The organism is Virgisporangium aurantiacum (assembly GCF_016863635.1).
Taxonomy (GTDB): Bacteria; Actinomycetota; Actinomycetes; order Mycobacteriales; family Micromonosporaceae; genus Virgisporangium; species Virgisporangium aurantiacum.
Genome location: NZ_BOPG01000060.1, coordinates 1 through 20,898, shown reverse-complemented (window position 1 = coordinate 20,898; position 20,898 = coordinate 1). Strand labels below are relative to the sequence as shown.

Here is a 20,898-nt window from a genome sequence, read left to right as displayed (position 1 = left end):
AGGCTGATCCGCTACGGCCGGTACCAGGCGAGGTACAGGCCCTTGCCGACGGTGGCCGTGGTGGACTCGAAGCCGCCGTGCTTCTCCACCAGCGCGAGGAACGGTGCCACCTCGTCGGGGTGCGACAGCACGTTGTCGACCGCGAGCACCGCACCCGGGCGCAGCACGCGCACCGGGTGCGGCCACCAGTTCGGGTACTCCACCCGCTCGGCGTCGAGGAACAACAGGTCGACGCTCGCGTCGGGGAGACCGGCGAGCAGCTCACCCCCGTCACCCAGACGCCGGTCCACGACGGCCTCGACCCCGGCCCGGGCCAGGTTCTCGGCGGCGCCCGGCCACTCCTCGACGTCGACCGTGAGCACATGACCACCGGTGTCGCGGACGGCGTCGGCGAGCCAGATCGCGGAGTAGGCGTTCGACGTGCCGATCTCGACCACGTCGCGGGCGCCGGCGACGCGCAGCACGAGCGTGAGCAGTTCGGCGGACCCGGGTTCGAGGTTGCGCCGGCGGCGCAGCCGGTCGGGCTGCGCCTCGTCGTGCGTGGTTCCGTCGGCGTAGAGCCCGTCGAGGAGCGTGCGGAGGGCGGCGTCCATCGCAGGAGTCTCTCAGTCGGTGTGCTGGCCCGTCGTCGTGGCGCCGTCGCCGGGGCCGAAGGCGCCGAAGAACCGGTCGCGGAACTGGTCCATCTTCCAGACCGGCGCGCCGTCGGCGGTGGGCTTCATGCCCGGCTGCCACTTCCAGGAGCCGACCCGGTCGATCACCGACTGGCTGCCGATGATCGTGATCGGGACGTCGCGGCTGGCGTTCTCGCCGGTGACCAGCGGCGCGGGCTGGTGGTCGCCGAGGAACACGAGCACGAGGTTCTCGTCACCGTAGTTCTCGACGTAGGAGATGATCGTGCTCAGCGAGTACTCGATCGTCTTGCGGTACTCCGCCCGGCCCTTGGTGGTGTTCGTCCACAGCTCGTCCGGTGACGGGGCGCCCTGCACCTGCGACTCGAACACCGAGCCGTCGCCGAGGCCGTTCCAGTCCAGCATCTTGGGCAACGGCGTCCACGGCGAGTGGCTGGAGATCAGCTCGACCTCGGCCATCACCGGCGCGTGCGCGGCGGCCCGCTCGTTGCGGTGGAACGTCGACAGCGAGAACTGGTCGGGCATCGGCGCGTAGGCGAACTTCGGGCCCTTGTAGCCCATGGAGGGGCCGTCGTAGACCTTGTCGATCCCGAAGAAGTTCGACTCCGGCCAGGCCCGGTCGATCGCCGGCATCACGCCGACGGTGCGCCAGCCGGCCTTGCGGAACGCGCCGGAGATGGTCAGCCGGTTGCTGGCGACCAGGTTGGTGTAGCGCGACTGGTTGTCGATCCACAGGCCCGACTGCACCGTCGAGTGGGCCAGCCAGCTGCCGCCGCCGACCGTCGACGAGGTGAGGAACGCGCTGCGGGTGGCGAAGCCCTTGGCGGCCAGCCGGTTCGCGCCGTCGTCGAGCACCGCGCCGACCTGGGTGGCGAACTCGGGGTCCTCCACGGCGTCGCGGCCGTAGCTCTCGACGAACGTGAGCATGACGTCCTTGCCGCGCAACTGCGTGAGCAACTGGTCGCCGGGCGTCCCGGCGAACGCGTCGACCGACGCCTCGGCCGCGAACACCTCGTGGTCGGCCAGGCCCGCCTTGACCGCCCGGGCGCGGTCCATGGCCAGTGCCGCCTCGCCCCGCGCCGCGATCGGCAGGGCCGGGGTGGCCTGCCAGCCCAGCCCGGCGGCGAGCGCCCACACCAGCCCCAGGACGGCGATCGACCGGCTCGACCCGGTGCGGTGCCGCGTGATCACGGTGCTCAGTCGCATCGCCGACAGCGCCATCAGCGCGACCACCGCGAGCGCGAGCACGATGACGCCCACCGCCACGGCCTTCGCGCCGCCCTCGCCGATGGAGTCGCCGAGGAACGACAGCGCGTCGTCGAGCAGCGCCCAGTCGAGCACCAGGTCGAACGGGCGGGCCAGCGAGGCGTAGAACCCCATGTCGAGGAACTTGACGATCATGAGCAGGCCGAGCAGCGTGCCCCCGAGCGCCGCACCGACCTGCCGGAGCCGGACGAACCGCGCCGGCCACACGAGGATCAGCGCGACGGCGATGATGCCCTCGGCCGGGATCCGCAGGAACGCCTTCGGCTCCACCTGGCCGACCTTGTTCGGCAGCAGCAGCGCGACCGTCACCAGGGTCGCGGCGAGTGCGGTGACCACCCAGCCCAGCACCCGCCGGTCGCGCCTGATGTCGAGCGCGGCAAGGGCGGCGGTGTCGTCCGTGACGAGAGACACCTTCGGCCGTCGAATGCGCGTGATGATGGACAAAGCGGGTGGTCCTTCCGTGCCGGCGCGGGCGGGGCTACCTGCGCCGACAGGGTGTACGGCTCACGCGTGCGGCCGGTTCAACCCGCCGTACGGGTCAGCGCGGAGCCGAGGTTACCCGTGACCACGAGCGCGAAGTCCTGGGGCGGCCGGAGCAGGTTGCGGGCGAACACCTGCAGCGTGTATTTGCCCGCTTCCGGCGCGTCGATCCGCACGACCTCGACGTTGTTGTCGGCGTCGGAGCGGGTGAGCGGGTTGGGCAGGTCGGCGTTCCCGACGAACTTCGACCCGCCCGGGCCGCCCACCATCAGGCTGACGTCGTTCTGCAGGCTCCGGCCCGGCAGGTCGGTGTACGCGAGGCAGATCCGCAGCGGCAGCCCGGCCCGCACCGTCACCGTGAACTGGAACCGGTCTCCGGTCTTCCGGAACTGCAGGTTCTCCTGTTCCCAGGTGTCGAGGAACTCCAGCCGCAGGTCGGGTGCGCCCGTGTTGGGCAGGCTGTCGGCCAGGCTCACCGCGCCGAAGCCTTGGTGGTAGTTGGGCCGCTTCGGCCAGTCGGCGACGGCGTCGTCGCCGGAGAGCCACCGCGCGCCGTTGATCAGCGTCGCCTTGAGCAGCGCGGCGCTCGGCCGCGCGTGCCCGCGGACGTCGGTGAAATACTGCCGGACGAGCACCGCGCAGCCGCTGACCAGCGGCGTCGCCATGCTGGTGCCACCCATGTAGCCGTAGCGGTCGTTGCCCGGCACGAGCCCCCAGAAGTGGTTCTTGGGCGCGTCGGCGCTCCGGGTGGAGACGATGTCGGTGCCGGGCGCCACGACGTCGGGCTTGATGCGCCGGTCGTCGGTCGGGCCGCGGCTGCTGAACGCGGCGAGGCACTGCGGGTCGCCCGACACCCTCGCGTCGCCGATCGGCCCGTCGGGGTAGTCGTCGCGCCACACCTGTCCGTAGGAGCGGTCCGACAGGCCGCCCTCGGTGCGGCTGCTCCGGGCGGCGCCGACGGTCAGCGCGTTCTTGCACGACGCCGGCGAGCCGATCGACAGCCAGTCGACGAACCCCGGCCGCGCGTGCAGCGCCTCCGCCGCGACGCCCTCGTTCCCGGCGGCGATCACCACGAGCATGTCGCGCCGCTCGGCCACGTAGGCGTCGACGTCGGTGGACTCGACCGTGTACATCGACTCGGTGGCCGCGCCCCAGCTGTTGTTGTGCACCCGGGCGCCGGCCTGGTACGCGGGCTCGAACAGGTCGGTGAGCGACACCGGCAGGCCACCGAGCCCGCCGCGCTTGTCGAGCAGCGACTGGAAGTACAGCGTCGCCTCCGGCGCCACGCCCCGGTACTTCCCGCCCGACGCCGAGCCGTCGCCGAGCACCGATCCGGACACGTGCGTCCCGTGCCCGTGCGGGTCGGACGCGTTGTTCGGCCGGCCGAGGGCGACCACCTGCCGCACGCGGCCGGCGAAGTCGGGGTGCGTGGCGTCGAGGCCGGTGTCGGCGACCGCGGCCACCTGGCCCTTGCCGGTCAGCGAGATCACCTCGCCGCCGGCCGGTACCGCCACGCCGGCCGCCGCGACGGCGACGCCGAGCAGGTCGCACGCCACGTCGTTGAAGAGCTTCGGCGGCACGTGCTCCACCATCGTCAGCACGTCGGGATGCGCGGCGACGTCGGTGGCCGGGGCGTCACCCGTCAGGCGGACGCGCACCCGGCGGCCACCCGCACCGACGACCTCGACCCCGCGGGTGGCGAGCCACCCGGTCACCCGGTCGCGGGCGCCCTCCTCCTCGGTGAGCCACAGGTCCCAGTCGCGGCCGGTCTCCTCCTCGGCCATGCCGAAGGGCGGACCCGCCTTCGGGACCGTGAACACCTGCGGACCGGTGACCTCCGGCCCGTTGCGCGTCACGTCGGTGACGAAGTCGAGCCCGATCACCGAGTCGGCCTGGTCCTGCGTCGCGGTGACGAGGTACGACGCGCCGGACACCCGCTCCTCGAGCCGGGCCCCGGTGTCCTCGATCGCGAGCCGCCGCTCGTCGAGCAGCGGGCCGTCGGCGAGCGTCACGTGCCACTGGGTGGCGTCGCCCGGTGCGAGCGGGGGCAGGTCGTCACCGCGCGGTCGGCGACCCTGGCCGAGCCAGCGCCGGTTGTCGCCCGCGTCGTCGGCCGGCGCGGGCGCGTAGTCGTCGACGACGACGCCGGTGGCCTCCAGGTCGGCGATCGCATCCTCGTCGATGTCCCCGATGACGTAGCTGTTCGTCACGACCGTCTCGGCGAGCCGGCTGGCGGCGGCGCTCAGCTCGGCCTCACTCATGCCGTACGCGATGACTCGTTTGGTGGCCACCGACGGAGTCTTCCAGCCCTGGTTGACGACGGGTAGTCACCCAACGGCGTCAAGTCACCTATCCGACGGTCTATCTGCACCGGCCGTGCAAATAAGCCTTAAGTCTGACTGTGACGCCGACCGATGGCGGCCGTCGCCTGTCACGGTTCGACCATGAGACCAGGGAAGAGGTTCGTGACGCTGGCCGTCGCGGGAACCGTGCTCCTCGGCGGGGTGGTGTTCGCACCCATGGCGTCGGCGACGACCGGCGGGTCGGAACGACGCGCGTCACTGCTGCGGTTGTGGCTGGACCGGTTCGGTGGCGACCGGGGCGGTTCGGTCGAGCAGCCCGGCGGCGGGTCCGGCGGCGGCGCGGCCGACGGCTCAGCCGGCGGCGGCGTGGCCGACGGCTCCGGCGGGACCGGCGGCACCGCGCCCGGCGGCGTGCCCGGCGGCGCCGCAGGCGGGGCCGCGTCCGATGGTGACTGTGCCGCCGTCACGGTGATCGCGGCCCGCGGCACGGGCGAACCGGCCGGCACCGGCTTCCTGCTCGGCCAGGTGTCGCGCCAGATCGACAGCCGCGTCGACGTTCCGGTGACCGTCGTCGGCCTCGACTACCCGGCGGCGGCCGAGTTCGTGAACAGCCCCCGGCAGGGCGTCGCCGAACTGAACCGCCTCGTGGCCGCGTCGAACGGCTGCCTCGTGCTGCTCGGCTACTCGCAGGGCGCGATCGTGGTCGGCGACGCGCTCGCCGGGTTCTCCGCGGCCAACGGCGCGAAGGTGCGCGCCGCGGTGATGTTCGGGGACCCGCGCTTCAACAGCGTCGAGCCGTACAACCTCGGCACGTTCGGCACGCCGTCGCGCGGGCTCAATCCGCGCCGCGCCGGTGAACTGGCCGCGTTCAACGACCGGATCCAGGACTACTGCAACGGCGGCGACCCGGTGTGCCAGGGCGCCGGCCGCGCGGGCGGCGACGGTCATCTCGCCTACGGACAGTTCGCCGCGCGCGCCGCGACGTTCGTGGCCGGCGAGTTTTAGGGGGTCTTTTCACCCGCCTCCGCCGCTTCCAACCGTTCGCGGAGGCGGGTGCGGACCTCCTCGGGCGTGTACGCGCGGCGCTTGCGCTCGGCCCGCGCCACCACCACCCCCGTGGCCGCCACCCCGACGAACCCGGCGACACCCAGAACCTTCCACCACCGTCCACGCATACAGTGATCCTATGCCGATCACTCTGGACGAGGCGGTCGAACGTTCCCGCACCGGTGACATCTGGCTGTTCCGCGGCCGGTCGGGCGCCGACCGTGCGATCCAGTTCGCCACGAACTCCCCGGTCAACCACGTGGGCATGTCGGTGGTGCTCGACGACCTGCCGCCGCTGATGTGGCACGCCGAGCTGGGCCGGTCGCTGCCCGACCGGTGGACCGGCACCCACCACCGCGGCGTGCAGTTGCACGACCTGCGCGACGCGGTGCGCGTCTGGGGCGAGCGCTACGGGCAGCGGGCGTGGCTGCGGGAACTGCAGCAGCCGGCCACCCGCGAGATGGAGGACGCCGTGCTGCGCACGATCGCGCGGCTCGACGGCACGCCGTTCCCGTCCACCACCAAGCTGGCGTGGCGGTGGGCCCGCGGCCGGGTGCCGCGGATGCGCGTGCCGTGGCGGCGCGGGCAGTCCGCCTCCATCGACGTCGACGAGGCGACGCTGGAGGTCGCCTACTGCGCCGAGGTCGTGGCCGTCACCTACGAGGCGATGGGCCTGCTGCCCGTCGGCCGGCGGATCAACTGGTACGACCCGGGCCGCTTCTGGAGCGGCGACGAGCTCGACCTCAGCCTGGGCTACCGGCTCGGCGACGAGGTGGCCGTCGACATCAGGCCCGCCGGGGGTTGAGCCGCCGGGTCGGCGTCGCCGACAACGGGTCGGCCGGCCACGGATGGCGCGGATAGCGGCCGCGCATCTCCGCGCGCACGGCCGCGTATCCGTTGCGCCAGAACGATTCAAGATCCGAGGTGACGGCGAGAGCGCGGCCCGCGGGCGACAACAGGTGCACCCGCACCGGCACCCTCCCGTCGGCCACCCGCGGCGACGCCGTCCACCCGAACGCCTCCTGCAGCTTGACCGCCAGCACCGGCGTGCCGTCGGCGTAGTCGAGCCGCACGCGGCTGCCGCTCGGCACGTCGAGCCGCTCCGGGGCGACGGCGTCGAGCCGGGCCGCCTGCCGGTGGTCGAGCAGGCGGCGCAACGCTCGTGTCACGTCGATCCGGGCGAGATCGCTCCGGCGGCGGGCGCCGACCAGGTCGGCGCCGAGCCAGATGTCCACTGTGGACAGTAGAGCCTCGTCGTCCACGTCCGGCCACTCGTCGCCGAACACGGCGTGGCAGAAGGCGAGCCGCTCGCGCAGGCGCGACGCGTCCACCGTCCAGGAAAGAAGCCCGAGCCCGTTGCGCCGCAACCCGCCCCGCAGCGCCGCCGCCACCGCGGACGCCGGCGGGTCGGCCCACGGCCGCTCCCGCAGCACGATCGCCCCGAGCCGCTCCACCCGCCGCGCGACGACGTCCCCACCGTCCCACTCGACCTCACTCGCGACGGAGAGCAGCGTCGCGCCGACCTCGCGGGCGGTACTTTCGTCGACGGCCGCGGCGAGCCGCACGGTGGCAGCCGGCGAACCCGGCTGGCGGGCGGCGGTGGCGATCGCGAGCCACTCGGCCCCGCCGAGGGCCGACCCGGGTGCGAGCTCGGCCGCGGTGCCGCCGGCCATGAGGTACCCGTTGGGCCGCCGGCGGGCCAGGCGCTCCGGAAACGCCAGCCCGACCACGATCCCCGCCGCGAGATCATCCGAGCCGGCGGGCTGCCCGCCTCCGCCCGCGCCACTGCCCGCGCCACTGCCCGCGCCACTGCCCGCGCCGCCGCCTCCGCCTCCCTTGCCGGTGGCGTCCCGCAGGCGCCTGGCCTCGTCGCGCCAGCGGGCCGAGGCTCCGTCGTCACCCGATCGCAACCGCCGCCACGCCGCGACAAGATCATCTCCGGCGTGGCCCTCGTCCGCGAGGACGGCGACCACCTCGGCGGCGCGGCGGGCGCCCACCAGGGGCGCGCCGTCCAGCAGGGCGCGGCCCAGCCTCGGGTGCACGCCCGCCGCCGCGATGCGCCGGCCGCGCCCGGTGATGCGGCCGTCCGCGTCGACGGCGCCGAGGTCCCGCAACGTGTCCCGGGCGACGCTCAGCGCCGACGCCGGCGGCTGGTCGAGCAGCGCGAGGCCATCGCCGTCCGGGTCGCCCCACTCGGCCAGGGCGAGCGCGAACGCGGTCAGGTCGGCGGTGGCGATCTCGGGCTCCGGCTGGGCGGGCAGGCGGTCGTGATCGGCCTCGCTCCAGCAGCGGTACACCCGGCCGGGGGCCTCGCGTCCGGCGCGGCCCGCGCGCTGGTGGGCGACCGACCGCGAGACCCGCACGGTGACGAGCGCGCCCAGGCCCCGGGCCAGGTCGAGCCGGGGCACCCGGGCCAGCCCGGCGTCGACCACCGCGCGCACCCCGGGCACCGTGAGGCTGCTCTCGCCGACCGCGGTCGACAGCACCACCCGCCGCCGCTCGCCGGGACGCAGCACCGCGTCCTGGTCGCGCGCGCTCATCCGGCCGTGCAGCCGCGCGATCTCGTGGCCGTGGAGGCGGCGCGCCACCGCCTCGATCTCCCCGGCGCCGGGGAGGAACACGAGCACGTCGCCGTCGGTGCCGGCGACGGCTTCCCGGATGACGGCGGCGACGTGGTCGAGGAACCGCGGGTCCACCCGGAGCCCGCGCGGCGGGTCGATCCGCCCGACGGCCGGCCGGTGCTCGACCGCCACCTCGTACAGCGGCGCGTCGGCGCCGATCACCGGTGCGTCACCCATCACCGCCGCGATCCGGTCGGCGTCGGCGGTGGCCGACATCGCCAGCAGCGCCAGGTCCGGTCGCAGCACCGAGCGGGACTCCAGCGTGAACGCCAGCGCGAGGTCGGTGTCGAGGTGACGCTCGTGGCACTCGTCGATGATCACCGTGCCGACCCCGGGCAGCTCCGCGTCGCGCAGCAGCCGCCGCACGAGCACGCCGGTGGTCACCACCTCCACCCGCGTGTCGGGGCCGACCCGCCGCTCGCCGCGCACCGTGTACCCGACCCGCTGCCCGACCTTCTCCCCCAGCAGCCACGCCATCCGGCTCGCCGCCGCCCGGGCCGCGACCCGCCTCGGCTCGGCGACGACGACCCGCCCCTCGATCGCCAGCGGCACCATCGTGGTCTTGCCCGTACCGGGCGGCGAGACCAGCACGGCCGCACCGCTCCCCGACAGCGTGGCGACGAGGTGGGGCAGGACGGGCTCGATGGGCAGCACCGGTCAAGTAGACACCGCCGCCGGTGGGTGGGCGCGGATCGCCCGCCCCCGGATATACGACCGTTTATCGCAGGCCGCGGCGGGCGCGGCGGTGCCTCACGTACGGGCGGGCTCCGCCCGCGGAGCCGGCGCCCGCGCCGGCAAGCGCGTCAGCGCGACCCCCACCAGGCACAGCACCCCGCCCAGCAGCGCGAGCGGCCGGGGCACCTCCGCCAGGAACGCCCACGACATCAGCACCGTGATCGCGGGCACCACGTACGACGACGAACTCAGTTTGCCTGCGCTGGTGTGCGACAGCGCGTACGCCCAGGTCGCGAACGCCACCGCGGTCGGGAACAGGCCCATGTAGACGATCCCGGCGGTCGCCGACGCCGGCGCGGCGGCAACCTCGCTGATCAGCGTCGGCGCGAACGGCAGGCAGACGGCCATCCCGGCGACGCAGCCCAGCCACGTGGCGGTGAACGGGTCCACGTCGCGCAGGGCCTGCTTCTGGAGCAGGACGCCCACCGCGTACAGCGCCGCGGCGCCCAGCGCGAGCAGCACGCCCGACGCGTCGTGGTGGCCGGTCGACGTCGCCACCGCGATCGTCGAAACGCCGCCGAACGCGACCACCAGGCCGGTCACCAGGCCGCGCGGGAAGCCCTCCTTGAGGTAGATCCCGGCGAGCACCGCGATGAGGATCGGCCCGACGTTCACGATCAGCGCCGCCGTTCCGGCGTCGAGGTGACGCTCGGCAGCGTTGAGCAGGATCGCGTAGAGCCCGAACCAGAGCACGCCGTAGGCCAGGACGAGTGCCAACGGGCGTCCCCGGGGCAGCGCGCGGCGCGAACGGAACGCCACCACCGCGACCAGCGCCACCGAGCCCACCACCAGGCGGCCCAGCGCCATCGACCCGGGCGAGTAGTCCTCACCCACGAACCGGATCGCGATGAAGGCGGACGCCCAGAAGACCATGGTCACGCCGGCGGCGAGAGCCGGGAGGATGCGTTTCACGCCTCCGATCGTGCGGGCAGAAACACTTAAGGACAAGCAATGTTTTCTGCATGAATGTTCAGTAGGATTGAAGAATGCTGGACGTCCACCGCCTGCGCGTGTTCCGCGCGGTCGTCGCGAGCGGCTCCGTGAACGCGGCCGCCACCCACCTCGGCTACACCGCGTCGGCGGTGAGCCAGCACGTCTCCGCCCTGCAGCGCGAGACCGGGCTCGTGCTCCTCGCGCGCAACGGGCGCGGCGTCGAACCCACCTCGGCCGGGCGCGCCCTGGCCGCGCAGATCGACGGGGTGCTGACCCGGCTCGGCGAGGTCGAGTCGTTCGTCGCCGACCTGCGGGAGGGGCGGGCCGGGTCGCTGTCGGTGGCCTACTTCGCGTCGATCGGGGCGGCCTGGATGCCGTCGGTGGTGCGCGCGCTGCTGCGCGACTTCCCCGGCATCCGGCTCGACCTGTCGCTGCGCGACGACGTCGCCGCCCCCGACGAACGGGTCGACGTGCAGATCGCGGTCGCGCCCCGCGACTTCCAGCCGGCGCCCGGGGTGCGCGCGGTGCACCTGCTCGACGAGCCGTACGTGGTGGTGCTGCCGCGGTCGCATCCGCTGGCCGGCGAGGCCGAGGTGGAACTGGCCCGGCTGGCCACCGAGCGGTGGGTCGACAACGACTTCGCCCGCGGCTGGTGCCGGCAGACCGTCATCGACGCGTGCCGGGGGGCCGGGTTCAGCCCGCCGTTCCACGTCGAGGCGCACGACTACCGCACGGCGGTCGCGTTCGTCGACGCGGGCATCGGCATCACGGTGCTCCCCCGGATCGGCACCGTCGACCTGCCGGTCGGCGCGGTGGCGGTGCCGGTCACGAACCCGACGCCGCAGCGGTCGATCCACGCGCTGGTGCAGACCGCGGTCCTCGACACCCCGCCGGTGCGGCGAACCCTCGCGCTCCTGGCCGACCGCGCCGGAGGCAAGGCCGCCGCGTAAGCCGCGTGCTCCCTCAGACCCGCGGCGGGCCGACGCTGTCCCGGCTCACCAGGGTCGGCGCGATCGTGTGCCGCTCCGGCGCCGGCCCCGCGTCGATCTGCCGCAGCAGCAACGAGAGCGACGCGAACGCCACCGCGTGGAAGTCCGGCCGGACCGTGGTCAGCGGCGGGATGAAGTACGCCGCCTCCGGCACGTCGTCGAAGCCGACGATGCTCACGTCGCGCGGCACCGTGCGGCCGTGCTCGCTCAGCGCGCGCAGTATTCCGAGCGCCTGGTGGTCGTTGGCGGCGAACACCGCGGTGACGTCGGGCATGCGCGCGAGCATCTGCCCGGCCCGGTAGCCCGACGCGGCCGTCCAGTCGCCCGCGGCGATCACCGGGGGCACCTCGGCGCCGGCGTCGCGCAGCGCCTCCTGCCAGCCGCGGACCCGGCCGGCGCTGTCGAACCAGTCGACCGGGCCGGACACGTGCCACACGGTGCGGTGGCCGGCGTCGAGCAGGTGCCGGGTGGCGTCGCGGGCGCCGGCCACCTGGTCGACGGTCACCAGGGCGGCCGAGCGCTCCGGGTCGCCGTCGATGGTCACCAGCGGGATGGTCGCCGGCAGTTCGGCCAGCGCCTCGGTCGCCGACGCCACCGGTGCGATCACCACGATCCCGGCGACCCGGTGGTCGAGGTGGCGCTCCACGGCGTCGGAGATCGACTGCCGGTCGAGGTCGGTGACGCTGCCGACGCTCACCGCGAACCCGGCGTCGGCCGCCGCCCGCTCCACGGCGCTGAGCAGCGACGCCGGCCCGTACAGCGTCGAGTTGAGGGTGACCACGCCGATGAGCGTCGACCGGCCGGTGACCAGGGCCTTCGCCGTGCGGTTGGGCCGGTAGCCGAGCTCGGCGATGGCCGCCCGCACCCGCAGCCGGGTCTGCTCCCGCACGTTGGGATGGTCGTTGAGCACCCGCGACACCGTCTGGTGCGAGACCCCCGCCAGCCGGGCGACGTCGGTCATGGCGGGGCCGCGCGTGATCCTGCCATCCATCACGGTGCACCCCGCCTGCCGATCGGTACCGAACCGAACACGAAGGTACCCCAGCGTCACACCTCGGCGATCACTCCCGCCGCCGTCCGTTCGGCCGCGAGCACGTCGTCGGCCAGGTCCGCGAGGCGGCTCAACGCCGTTTCCCTCATATGTGACGCCGTGAGCGCCGCCGACGCGAGCCGGTGCCACCGGTCTCCGGCCTCCCGGTACGCGTCGGCGGCGGCCGGCGGGAGGTCCACGATCGTCGCGGCCTCGTCGAGGAACTCCGCGTACAGCGGGCGGGTCGCGCCGGGGGCGGTGAGCTCGCGCTCGACGCAGTCGTGGACCCGACGCAGCCCGGCGGCCAGCGCGTCCGGGTCGGCGAAACGGCGCGCCCAGCCCGTCTTCGTACGCTCGTCCCGGAGCTGGCTCGCGAACCGCTCCAGCCCCGACAGCCCGAAGTTGACGTCGAACGCGTTGCCCAGCACCGGCCCGGTCAGGTGGGCGACCGTGGTCGCGATCGCGTCCCGGACGGCCGGGTCGCCGGTCCGCTCTCCCGTCACCACCAGCCGATGGTGGCGGCCCTTGCGGTGGGCCGACCAGGCGGTCACGAACGTCTCCAGCGGCAGCGTCCGCGGCGTGCCGGTCCCGTCGTCGACCATGATGTCGTCGCCCGTGCCGGCCGTCACCAGCACCGGGTACGGGTCGGCGTCGAACGGGTCGTCGGGATGCCAGGGCAGCCGGCCGCGCGCGATCGTGCACAGAACGGTGCGCCCCGCGTCGAGGTCGCGGCGCAGCGCGGTGGTGGCCGGTGCCGGCGACCCGCTGTGCGCCTCGGTGAACGCGACGCCGGCCCGGCGCAGCGCCGCCGGCGCCCACGGGTCGGGGTGGTGCTGGGCGACGAGCGTCACCAGCGGCGGCAGCCCCTTGTACTCGAAGACGGCGTACAGGAAGCCGATGCCGCCGGCCAGCCCGCACACCATCGCCTCGGTGAACGGCTCACCGGTGTGCGGGGCGAGCTGTCCCGCGTCCGAAAGAAGCCGCGCGACCAGGGCGCTCTCCCGATGGGCCGATCTTTGCGGTTGGCGGGCCGTGACGTGCCGCCGTGCGGTGCTGTAGGACTCGCCGGTGCGGGCCATCCGCTCACGGACGAGGCGCTTGAGGTCTCGATGCTCGGTCACTGTGTCTCACCCTGCCGGTGCGCGCACGCCACCACGTCCACGCCCGGTGGCGAGCCGACACCTGCGAACCGTGGGACAGGACTGGACCGGCCTCCCGCGACGGCATGGTGGCCACCTTCGCCCCCGCTCGCGCCGGTGGGCGTGGACCACCGGTCAGGGGGTACGGCACGCGGGCGTGCCGGTGCCCATCATAGGGGTCGCCAGGGTGCGTTGGCGCCGCACACGACCAGGCACGGATGGTCGCCGGGCACGTCGCCGGCCAGCCAGGCGGCGAACGGCACCGCACCGGCGGGTTCCACCGCGAGGCGGAACTCGTCCCAGAGGCGGTCGCGGGCCGCGAGCGTCGCCTCGTCGTCGACCATGGCCAGCACCGGCGGCGACTTCTCCAGGACGGCGAACGGGATCCGCCCCACGCGGGTCGCCCCGAGCGCCGACGCGCTCACCGACGCGACCGGGCTGTCGACCGGCTCGCCGGCCGCGACCGCCGCGTGCAGACAGGCACACCCGGCCGGCTCGACCCCGACGACGGTCCGCGGGCCGGCCCCGAGCGTCACCCCGGAGATCAACCCACCGCCACCGACCGCCACGACGACGGTGTCGCAGCCCGGTGCCTGCTCGGCGATCTCCAGCCCGACCGTGCCCTGGCCCGCGACCACGGCCGCGGCATCGTACGCGGGGACGTACGGCAGGCCGTCGCGCCGGGCGAGGTCGCGGGCGTGCCGCTCGGCCTCGGCGTACCGCTCGCCGTGCCGCACCACGGTCGCACCGGTCGCCGCGATGCGGCGCTCCTTGTCGGGCGGCACCGACTCCGGCACGGCGATCGTGGCGCCGATGCCCAGGAGGCGGGCGGCCGTCGCCACCCCGATGCCGTGGTTGCCGCCGGACGCGGTGACCACGTGCTCCGGCAACGGCCCGCCGAGCAGGGCGTTGAGGGCGCCGCGCAGCTTGAACGAGCCGGTCAGTTGCAACTGTTCGAGCTTGAGGGTCACCGGTCGCCCGTCCACGACGGCCTCGAGCACGGGCGTGCGCCGTACGTACGGCGCAATCCGGTTCGCGGCCTCCGCGACGTCACCTGCGGTCGGAAGCGTCTCGATCACCCGTCCACTCTGCTACACGCGACCCCTCACGCGCCGCGCAGCCGCACCACAGTGATCGACGCCGCACCCGCCACACCCGCCGCCCCCGACCGCGCCACCACCCCGACCGCCGCAGCCGCACTCGACCACCCCGCCGCCGCTCCCGCAGCCGCCGCACCCGACGCTGCCCCGGACGACGGCCCGCCCGACGCCGCACCGGACGACGACGCGCCCGACCGGCCCGAGGGCGCCAGGCCCGCGACCGCCACCGTGTCGGTCTCCAGCCGCATTGCCGCCGCACCGACCACCGCGCCGCCGCCCAGCGACAGCACCACCGCGGCGGCCGCCGTCGCCAACCGCCGCGCCCACGGCCGGTTCATCCCGAGCGGCCCGGCGCGCTCCGCGGAAACAGCGGAAACAGCGGGAACAGCGGGAACAGCAGCCGGAACCGTCGGGAGCGTCGGCCACAACGGCATGCTCCGGTCGCGGTTCGGGTCGGCCTCGGGGTACCAGTTCTCCGTCATGCCCATCAGCATCGGGACCGCCGCTGAGCCCACCCTGTTCCGCCGCTGTGCGCTTCCTGTGCGCGCGCCCTACGAGAACAGCTCGTACAGGTCCTCCACCGGCAGCACCTGGTCACGACAGATGACCCGGCCCAGCACCGCCAGCCGTCCCCCCACTCCGGTGCCCGCCAACGGCCCGTCGACCAGCACCCGGGCGGCGAGCTCGCGCCAGACCTTCGCCGGCTTCTTCGGCCGCCGGCCGATCAGCGGCGGCTCCTGCCGCCCGATCCACTCGCCGTCGAACACGGACCGGTCGAGCTCCTCCACCAGGCCGGCGGCCAGCCCGCACAGCGTCTCGTCGGACGGCGGCGGCGACACCATGACGCTCAGCAGCAGCACCCCGAACGTCAGGTACGGCAGGTCGTCGACGCACACCGGCCAGTCGCCCGGGCTCTCCAGCCGGCACCAGGCCAGGAACCGGCGTGCCGCCAGCAGTTCGGCCCCGCCGAGGTCGAGGGCCGCCCGCAGGAACGGCGGCAGCCGGACCAGCGGGTCCTGGTACGGGGTGACGGCGGCGAGCAGCAGCGAACCGACGTACAGGTCCGTCGCGGCACCGGAGTAGCCGAGCGTCAGACTCAGCACCTCGTGCGGTGCCCATTCCAGCCGCCCGGGCGGGTCGCCGCGGGCCAGCAACGCGTTCAGGGCCTTCCGGTGCTCCCGGAAGTCCTGCCCGTAGTCAGCCGCGGCGATCTCGTCGACGACCGGCGACCCGACCGGCGGCGCCACCGCCGCGTGCACCGCCCGCGGGTCGGGCCCCATCGCGCGCAGGAGGCCGGCCAGGCCGGGCTCGAGGGGCAGGCTGTCGGGGGGCACGCCGCCAGGGTGGCAGCGACCGTCCACATGTTCTCCGCCACTTCCGACCGACCCGTTCCCCGGCGGATGCCGCCACCCGCTAACGTCCGTGCGACGAAAGGGGATCCCCGTGCCCGTGAAGGCCGCCGACCTCGCCCGCATCGCGGTGTTCGCCGCGCTGATCGCGGCACTCGGACTGCCCGGCACCCTCACCCCGTTCGGCAACGCGGTGCCGATCACCGCGCAGACCCTGGGCGTGATGCTCGCCGGTGCCCTCCTCGGGGCCTGGCGCGGCGCGGCCGCCTGCGTCGTCTTCCTGATCCTCGTGGCCGCCGGCCTGCCGCTCCTCGCCGGTGGCCGGGGCGGCCTCGGCGTCTTCACCGGGCCGAGCGCCGGCTACCTCGTCGGGTGGCCGATCGGCGCCTTCGTCATCGGCCTCCTCACCGCGCGCATGCTGCCGAACTACCGGCTGTGGCTGGGCATCGTCATCAACATCGTCGGCGGCATCCTCGTGATCTACGCGATCGGCATCCCCGTGCAGGCGGCCCGCGTCGGCAGCGGCCTGCTCGCCGTGGTGCAGAGCGCGGTCCAGTTCCTCCCCGGCGACATGGTCAAGGTCGTCGTCGCCGCGATCGTCGCCCGCCAGGTGCACCGGGCGTACCCGGGTCTGGTGGGGAGCGGGGACCAATGAGCGAGCGCAGCGAGCGAATCATCGACTCAGTGCCCTGCGAATGTATCGCGGAGCGCAGCGGAGCGATCGCATGAGCCCCGCCGTCACCGGCCCGTCGGGCACGGTCACCCACCGCGAACTCCGGGACCGCGTCGCCGCGACGGCCGCCGGCCTCCGCCCCGGGCAACGCATCGCGGTCTGCGAACCCGATCCGCTCGACACCATCGTCGCGGTCATGGCCGCCGACCGCGCGGGCGCGACCGCCGTCGTGGTCGATGCCGCCTGGACCCCGGACCAACGCCGCCGCGCACTCGCCACGATCGACATGACGCCCACCGCGCCGACGCCGCCGCTCACGACGAACCCGTTCTGGGTGGGCTTCACGTCGGGCAGTGCGGGCACCCCACGTCCGATCGCCCGCGCCTCCGCGTCGTGGACCATCAGCTTCCCCCTCGTAAGCGAGCGCACCGGGATCGGCCCCGGCCGGACGGTGGGCGTCCCCGGCCCGCTCGCGTCGTCGTTGTTCCTGTTCGGGGCGCTGCACGCCCTGTGGGCGGGCGCGCACGTGGTCGCACCGGGCCGCTGGGACCCGTCGACCATGAACGGACTGGACGCCGCCCACTGCGTCCCCACCATGCTCACCGACCTCCTCGACCTCCCCGAGCCTCCGAAACTCGCCGTGTGCGGCGGCGCCCACCTCCCCGACGCCCTGCGCGACCGCGCCCGCCGGCGCGACGTGCGCGTCGCCGACTACTACGGCGCGACCGAGCTGTCGTTCGTGGCGTGGGGCACCCCCGACGGACGGTTGGTCCCCTTCCCCGGCGTCGACGTCGAGATCCGCGCCGGCGAGATCTGGGTCCGCAGCCCGTACCTGTCCCTGGGCTACGCCGCCGACGTCGCCGGCCCCTTCCGCCGCACCCCCGACGGCTTCGCCACCGTCGGCGACCTCGGCTCTTTCAACGGCGCCGCCGTCCGCGTTTGGGGCCGCGGCGACGGCACCATCCTGTGCGGCGGCACCCCGGTGCTCCCCCAGGACGTCGAGGACGTCCTGCTCGGCGTCCCCTCGGTGCGCGACGCCGTGGTGGTGGGCACGCCCCACGCCCGGCTGGGCGCCGTGGTAACGGCGGTCATCGAGCCCCGACGGGCCGACGCCGTACACCTGGCCGACCTGCGAACCGCCACCCGCGACCGGCTGGCCGCCCCGCAACGCCCCCGGCACTGGTTCGTGACGCCGGCCCTCCCCCGCACGGGCGCCGGCAAGGTCGCACGCGCCGAGGTCGCGGAGGCGGTACGCGCCGGCAATCTGAACGCGAGGCGCCTCCGGTGACCCCGCCTCCGGTGACCGGCCCACGATCGCCGGTGATCGTCGCCGCTCGCCGCACACCGATCGGCACGGCCGGGCGGGCGCTGCACGAGCTGACCGTCACCGATCTCGCCGCGCCCGTCCTGCGGGTGGTGGTGAACGAACTCGGAACCTCCCAACCTGTCAACGACGTGATTCTGGGCAACTGCATGGGACCGGGTGGCAACGTCGCCCGGGTGGCCGCGCTCGCGGCCGGGCTCGGCCCCGGCGTCCCGGGGTTGACCGTCGACCGGCAGTGCGGCAGCGGGCTCGAAGCCATCAACCTCGCCGCCGGGCTGGTGCGGGCCGGGGCCGGTGACCTGTACCTGGCGGGCGGGGTGGAGAGCGCGTCAACGGCGCCGTTGCGGTTCTGGCCCGGCGACCCGCCCGTCCAGTATTCACGCGCCCCCTTCGCCCCACCAGGGACTCCCGATCCTGGGATGGGCGCGGCCGCCGACCGTGTGGCCGCCGAGGGTGGTATCAGCCGCGAACGCCAGGACGCGTATGCGGCGCGGAGCCACGCTCTCGCGGTCACCGGGTTTGATGACATGCGCGCGGAGCTGGTGCCGGTCGGCGGCCTGGACCACGACGAGCGCCCCCGCGCGCGGCTGACGGCCGCGCGGCTGGGGCGACTGCCGGCGGCGTTCGTGCCCGGCGGGACGGTGACGGCCGGCAACTCGTGCGGGGTGAGCGACGGGGCGGCGGTGGTCGCGGTCACCCACGGCGTGCCGGGGCTGCGCGTCGTCGACTGGCAGGTCAGCGGCGGCGACCCGGCCCGGCCCGGCATCGCGCTCGTGCCGGCCGTGCGCGCGCTGCTCGACCGGAACGGGCTGCTGGCCGGCGACGTCGGCGCGGTCGAGATCACCGAGGCGTTCGCCGGACAGGTGCTGGCGTGCCTCGACCTGCTCGGCATCGACGAGAAGGTGGTGTGCACCGGCGGCGGCGCGATCGCGCTGGGGCACCCGTGGGGCGCGTCCGGTGCGGTGCTGATGGTGCGGCTGTTCACGCGGATGGTGCTGCTCGACGGGCCGGCGCTGGGGCTCGCGGCGTGCGCGATCGGCGGGGGGCTCGGGGTCGCGACGCTGGTCGCCCGGTCATGATCGAGATCGACGGGGTGACCCACCGGTTCGGCGACCGCGTGGTGCTGCGCGAGGTGACGGTGACGCTGCCGGAGCGGCGGATCGGCGTGGTGGGCGCGAACGGGTCGGGCAAGTCGACGTTCGCCCGGCTGCTGAACGGGCTGGTGCGACCGTCGGCGGGGCGGGTGCGCGTCGACGGCCTCGACACGCGGCGCGACGGTGCGGCGGTGCGCCGGCGGGTCGGCTTCATGTTCACCGACCCCGACAACCAGATCGTGATGCCGACCGTGGCCGAGGACGTGGCGTTCAGCCTCCGCCGGTTGCCCCGTGCCGACGCCGCTGCGCGCGTCACCTCGCTTCTGACCCGCTTCGGCCTGGACGGCCACGCCGACCACCCCGCGCACCTGCTCTCCGGTGGCCAGAAGCAGTTGCTGGCGCTCGCGTCGGTGCTGGCGCTCGACCCGGACACGATCGTGTGCGACGAGCCGACCACCCTGCTCGACCTGCGCAATGCCCGCCTGGTCGGCCGCCTGCTGCACGACCTGCCGCAGCGGATCGTGCTCGTGACCCACGGCCTCGACCTGCTCGACGGGTACGACCGCGTGCTCGTCTTCGACGGGGGCCGCCTGGTGTGCGACGACGACCCGGCGGCGGCCGTCGCGTTCTACCGGCGGCTGATGGAGTGATCTACCATCCGGGGAACTCGGTGTTGCACCGGTGCCCGCCGGGTGTGAAACTCCTGCTGCTGACCGTGCTGCTGGCGCTGACCGTGCGGTACCCGGTGCCGATGCTCGTGCCTCTCCTGTCGCTGTACCTGCTCGCCCGGATTCCGTGGCGGGTGGCGCTGGCGCAGGTCCGTCCACTGTGGATGCTGCTGCTGGTGACCGGTGCGTTCCAGGTGCTGACGCTGGGCTGGGTGCGCGCCGTCGACATCGTGTGCGGGCTGCTGGTGTCGGTGGCGCTGGCCGGCCTGGTGACGCTGACGACCCGCGTCAACGCGATGCTCGACGTGCTGGTGCGCGTGCTCCGGCCGCTGCGCCTGGTGGGCGTCGACCCGACGCGCGTGGCGCTGCTGCTGGCGCTGACGATCCGGTGCGTGCCGATGTTGGCGGGCATCGTCACGGCGGTGCGCGAGGCCCAGTTGGCCCGCGGGGCCGGCCGCAATCCGCTGGCGCTGGCGGTGCCGGTCGTCATCCGGACGCTGCGCGCCGCCGACGCGCTGGGCGAGGCGCTGACCGCCCGCGGCGCCGACGACTGACCCACCCCGCCTCCGCCCGCCTCCGTTGACCTTGCAGTTGTGCACGGGGCTAAACGGGTCAAACAGGGTCGAAAGGGCGAGCACAACTGCAAGATCAACCGGTGCGGGGCAGCGCGGGGCAGCGCGGGGCCGGCGCGGGGCAGCGCGGGGCAGCGCGGGGCAGCGCGGGGCAGCGCGGGGCAGCGCGGGGCAGCGCGGGGGCGTCCGGCCTCAGCGGGTGGTGGTTGCGAGGCGGAGGCCAAGGGCGATCAGGATCGTGCCGCTCACGGCCTCCAGGCGACGGCGGACCGTCGTGCGGCGGAACCAGGTGCCGGCCCGGCCGACCAGTGCCGCCAGTGACAGGTAGAACACGATCTCGATGGCGACCTGCACCAGCGCGAGCAGCGCCGTGGTGGCGAACAGCGGCCGGTCGGCCGGCACGAACTGCGGGTAGAACGCCACCATGAACACGGCCGCCTTGGGGTTGGCCAGCTGCACCAGCGTCCCCTCGCCGAAGGCCTTTCCCCAGCCGGCGCGGGACGCCTCCGCCGATGGTTCCGGCCCGCCGCCGCGCCAGGCCGTCCGCCAGGCCCGGACGCCGAGGTAGACCAGGAAGGCGGCGCCGACCACCCGCAGCACCACGAACGCCACCTGCGAGGCGGCGACGATCGCCGCGAGGCCGGCCGCCGCGCACACGGCCCACACGTAGAGCCCGAGTTCGAGGCCCAGCACCGTGGGTACGGCGCCGGAGAAGCCGGCGAGCGCCGCGCGGCGGAAGATCAGCGCCATGGCCGGGCCGGGTGAGGCCGAGATCAGCAGCACGGCGAGGATGAACGCGGGCATCAGGGCGACGAGGTCCACGCGCCGATAATGCCGGGTCGGCCGACGCCGGTCACCCGGATTCCGCCCCGGGGAAGACCGGCGGAAGAAGCACGCGGGGACACCGGCGTAAGAAAACGCGGCGGGAAGCTCCGGCGAAAGG

The 20,898-nt window shown here is 74.4% G+C and carries 20 protein-coding genes; 8 read left to right on the top strand and 12 right to left on the bottom strand.

Going from position 1 to position 20,898, the window contains the following annotated elements; all coding sequences use genetic code 11:
• Positions 1–11: 11 nt before the first annotated feature.
• The 3 genes from Vau01_RS41600 to Vau01_RS41590 form a co-directional block, all read right to left on the bottom strand.
• The gene (locus Vau01_RS41600; protein WP_204005438.1) at positions 12–593 is read right to left on the bottom strand and encodes an O-methyltransferase; all 582 of its coding nucleotides are present in this window, start codon (positions 591–593) and stop codon (positions 12–14) included.
• A 12-nt stretch (positions 594–605) separates the two neighbouring features.
• Complete coding sequence (locus tag Vau01_RS41595; protein WP_239152278.1) at positions 606–2,309, bottom strand: alkaline phosphatase family protein; 1,704 nt, start codon at positions 2,307–2,309, stop codon at positions 606–608.
• A 110-nt stretch (positions 2,310–2,419) separates the two neighbouring features.
• Positions 2,420–4,669, bottom strand: coding sequence for a S8 family serine peptidase (locus Vau01_RS41590; RefSeq protein ID WP_204005436.1), 2,250 nt, complete (start codon positions 4,667–4,669; stop codon positions 2,420–2,422).
• Positions 4,670–4,822: 153 nt separating this feature from the next.
• Here Vau01_RS41590 and Vau01_RS41585 point away from each other — a divergent pair, with 153 nt between their 5' ends.
• A complete protein-coding gene (locus tag Vau01_RS41585) occupies positions 4,823–5,686 on the top strand; it encodes a cutinase family protein (RefSeq protein ID WP_204005435.1) in 864 nt (287 codons plus the stop codon).
• Here the strand turns inward: Vau01_RS41585 and Vau01_RS41580 are convergent.
• A complete protein-coding gene (locus Vau01_RS41580; protein ID WP_204005433.1) occupies positions 5,683–5,856 on the bottom strand; it encodes a hypothetical protein in 174 nt (57 codons plus the stop codon). The genes Vau01_RS41585 and Vau01_RS41580 overlap by 4 nt on opposite strands.
• An 11-nt stretch (positions 5,857–5,867) precedes the next feature.
• Between Vau01_RS41580 and Vau01_RS41575 the strand changes: the two genes are divergently transcribed.
• The gene (locus tag Vau01_RS41575) at positions 5,868–6,533 is read left to right on the top strand and encodes a C40 family peptidase (protein WP_204005431.1); all 666 of its coding nucleotides are present in this window, start codon (positions 5,868–5,870) and stop codon (positions 6,531–6,533) included.
• Here Vau01_RS41575 and hrpB read toward each other — a convergent pair.
• The gene (gene hrpB, locus Vau01_RS41570) at positions 6,514–9,003 is read right to left on the bottom strand and encodes an ATP-dependent helicase HrpB (RefSeq protein WP_204005429.1); all 2,490 of its coding nucleotides are present in this window, start codon (positions 9,001–9,003) and stop codon (positions 6,514–6,516) included. The two genes, Vau01_RS41575 and hrpB, sit on opposite strands and share 20 nt — an antisense overlap.
• 96 nt (positions 9,004–9,099) lie before the next feature.
• On the bottom strand, positions 9,100–9,996 hold the full coding sequence (locus Vau01_RS41565; protein ID WP_239152277.1) for a DMT family transporter: 897 nt from the start codon (positions 9,994–9,996) through the stop codon (positions 9,100–9,102).
• Between the two features lie 74 nt (positions 9,997–10,070).
• Between Vau01_RS41565 and Vau01_RS41560 the strand changes: the two genes are divergently transcribed.
• On the top strand, positions 10,071–10,967 hold the full coding sequence (locus tag Vau01_RS41560; RefSeq protein ID WP_204005427.1) for a LysR family transcriptional regulator: 897 nt from the start codon (positions 10,071–10,073) through the stop codon (positions 10,965–10,967).
• Positions 10,968–10,980: 13 nt separating this feature from the next.
• Here the strand turns inward: Vau01_RS41560 and Vau01_RS41555 are convergent, their stop codons facing one another.
• The 5 genes from Vau01_RS41555 to Vau01_RS41535 form a co-directional block, all read right to left on the bottom strand.
• A complete protein-coding gene (locus Vau01_RS41555; protein ID WP_204005467.1) occupies positions 10,981–11,967 on the bottom strand; it encodes a LacI family DNA-binding transcriptional regulator in 987 nt (328 codons plus the stop codon).
• Between the two features lie 86 nt (positions 11,968–12,053).
• Positions 12,054–13,157: a DUF4872 domain-containing protein gene (locus Vau01_RS41550; protein WP_204005425.1), complete on the bottom strand. Its 1,104-nt coding sequence runs from the start codon at positions 13,155–13,157 to the stop codon at positions 12,054–12,056.
• A gap of 188 nt (positions 13,158–13,345) precedes the next feature.
• Positions 13,346–14,254, bottom strand: coding sequence for a threonine/serine dehydratase (locus Vau01_RS41545; RefSeq protein ID WP_204005423.1), 909 nt, complete (start codon positions 14,252–14,254; stop codon positions 13,346–13,348).
• Positions 14,255–14,280: 26 nt separating this feature from the next.
• Complete coding sequence (locus Vau01_RS41540) at positions 14,281–14,757, bottom strand: hypothetical protein (protein ID WP_204005421.1); 477 nt, start codon at positions 14,755–14,757, stop codon at positions 14,281–14,283.
• A gap of 69 nt (positions 14,758–14,826) precedes the next feature.
• Positions 14,827–15,609, bottom strand: coding sequence for a hypothetical protein (locus tag Vau01_RS41535; RefSeq protein ID WP_204005419.1), 783 nt, complete (start codon positions 15,607–15,609; stop codon positions 14,827–14,829).
• Between the two features lie 109 nt (positions 15,610–15,718).
• Between Vau01_RS41535 and Vau01_RS41530 the strand changes: the two genes are divergently transcribed.
• From Vau01_RS41530 to Vau01_RS41510, 5 genes are all read left to right on the top strand, one after another.
• Positions 15,719–16,279, top strand: coding sequence for a biotin transporter BioY (locus Vau01_RS41530; RefSeq protein WP_239152275.1), 561 nt, complete (start codon positions 15,719–15,721; stop codon positions 16,277–16,279).
• Between the two features lie 70 nt (positions 16,280–16,349).
• On the top strand, positions 16,350–17,585 hold the full coding sequence (locus Vau01_RS41525) for a class I adenylate-forming enzyme family protein (protein ID WP_204005415.1): 1,236 nt from the start codon (positions 16,350–16,352) through the stop codon (positions 17,583–17,585).
• Positions 17,586–17,596: 11 nt separating this feature from the next.
• Entirely contained in the window at positions 17,597–18,700 is a 1,104-nt protein-coding gene (locus tag Vau01_RS41520; RefSeq protein WP_204005413.1) for a thiolase family protein, read from the top strand.
• Positions 18,697–19,365, top strand: coding sequence for an energy-coupling factor ABC transporter ATP-binding protein (locus tag Vau01_RS41515; RefSeq protein WP_204005411.1), 669 nt, complete (start codon positions 18,697–18,699; stop codon positions 19,363–19,365). The genes Vau01_RS41520 and Vau01_RS41515 overlap by 4 nt, the downstream gene beginning before the upstream one ends.
• 44 nt (positions 19,366–19,409) lie before the next feature.
• The gene (locus Vau01_RS41510) at positions 19,410–19,937 is read left to right on the top strand and encodes a CbiQ family ECF transporter T component (protein ID WP_204005409.1); all 528 of its coding nucleotides are present in this window, start codon (positions 19,410–19,412) and stop codon (positions 19,935–19,937) included.
• Between the two features lie 210 nt (positions 19,938–20,147).
• Here Vau01_RS41510 and Vau01_RS41505 read toward each other — a convergent pair whose 3' ends face one another.
• Positions 20,148–20,777, bottom strand: a complete 630-nt coding sequence (locus Vau01_RS41505; protein ID WP_239152274.1) for a LysE family translocator — start codon at positions 20,775–20,777, stop codon at positions 20,148–20,150.
• Between the last annotated feature and the right edge of the window lie 121 nt (positions 20,778–20,898).

Coding starts and splice junctions, on each gene's coding strand:
- Vau01_RS41600 (WP_204005438.1), bottom strand. CDS start 593: ATGGACGCCGCCCTCCGCACGCTCCTCGACGGGCTCTACGCCGACGGA.
- Vau01_RS41585 (WP_204005435.1), top strand. CDS start 4,823: ATGAGACCAGGGAAGAGGTTCGTGACGCTGGCCGTCGCGGGAACCGTG.
- Vau01_RS41580 (WP_204005433.1), bottom strand. CDS start 5,856: ATGCGTGGACGGTGGTGGAAGGTTCTGGGTGTCGCCGGGTTCGTCGGG.
- Vau01_RS41575 (WP_204005431.1), top strand. CDS start 5,868: ATGCCGATCACTCTGGACGAGGCGGTCGAACGTTCCCGCACCGGTGAC.
- Vau01_RS41560 (WP_204005427.1), top strand. CDS start 10,071: ATGCTGGACGTCCACCGCCTGCGCGTGTTCCGCGCGGTCGTCGCGAGC.
- Vau01_RS41555 (WP_204005467.1), bottom strand. CDS start 11,967: ATGACCGACGTCGCCCGGCTGGCGGGGGTCTCGCACCAGACGGTGTCG.
- Vau01_RS41540 (WP_204005421.1), bottom strand. CDS start 14,757: ATGACGGAGAACTGGTACCCCGAGGCCGACCCGAACCGCGACCGGAGC.
- Vau01_RS41525 (WP_204005415.1), top strand. CDS start 16,350: ATGAGCCCCGCCGTCACCGGCCCGTCGGGCACGGTCACCCACCGCGAA.
- Vau01_RS41515 (WP_204005411.1), top strand. CDS start 18,697: ATGATCGAGATCGACGGGGTGACCCACCGGTTCGGCGACCGCGTGGTG.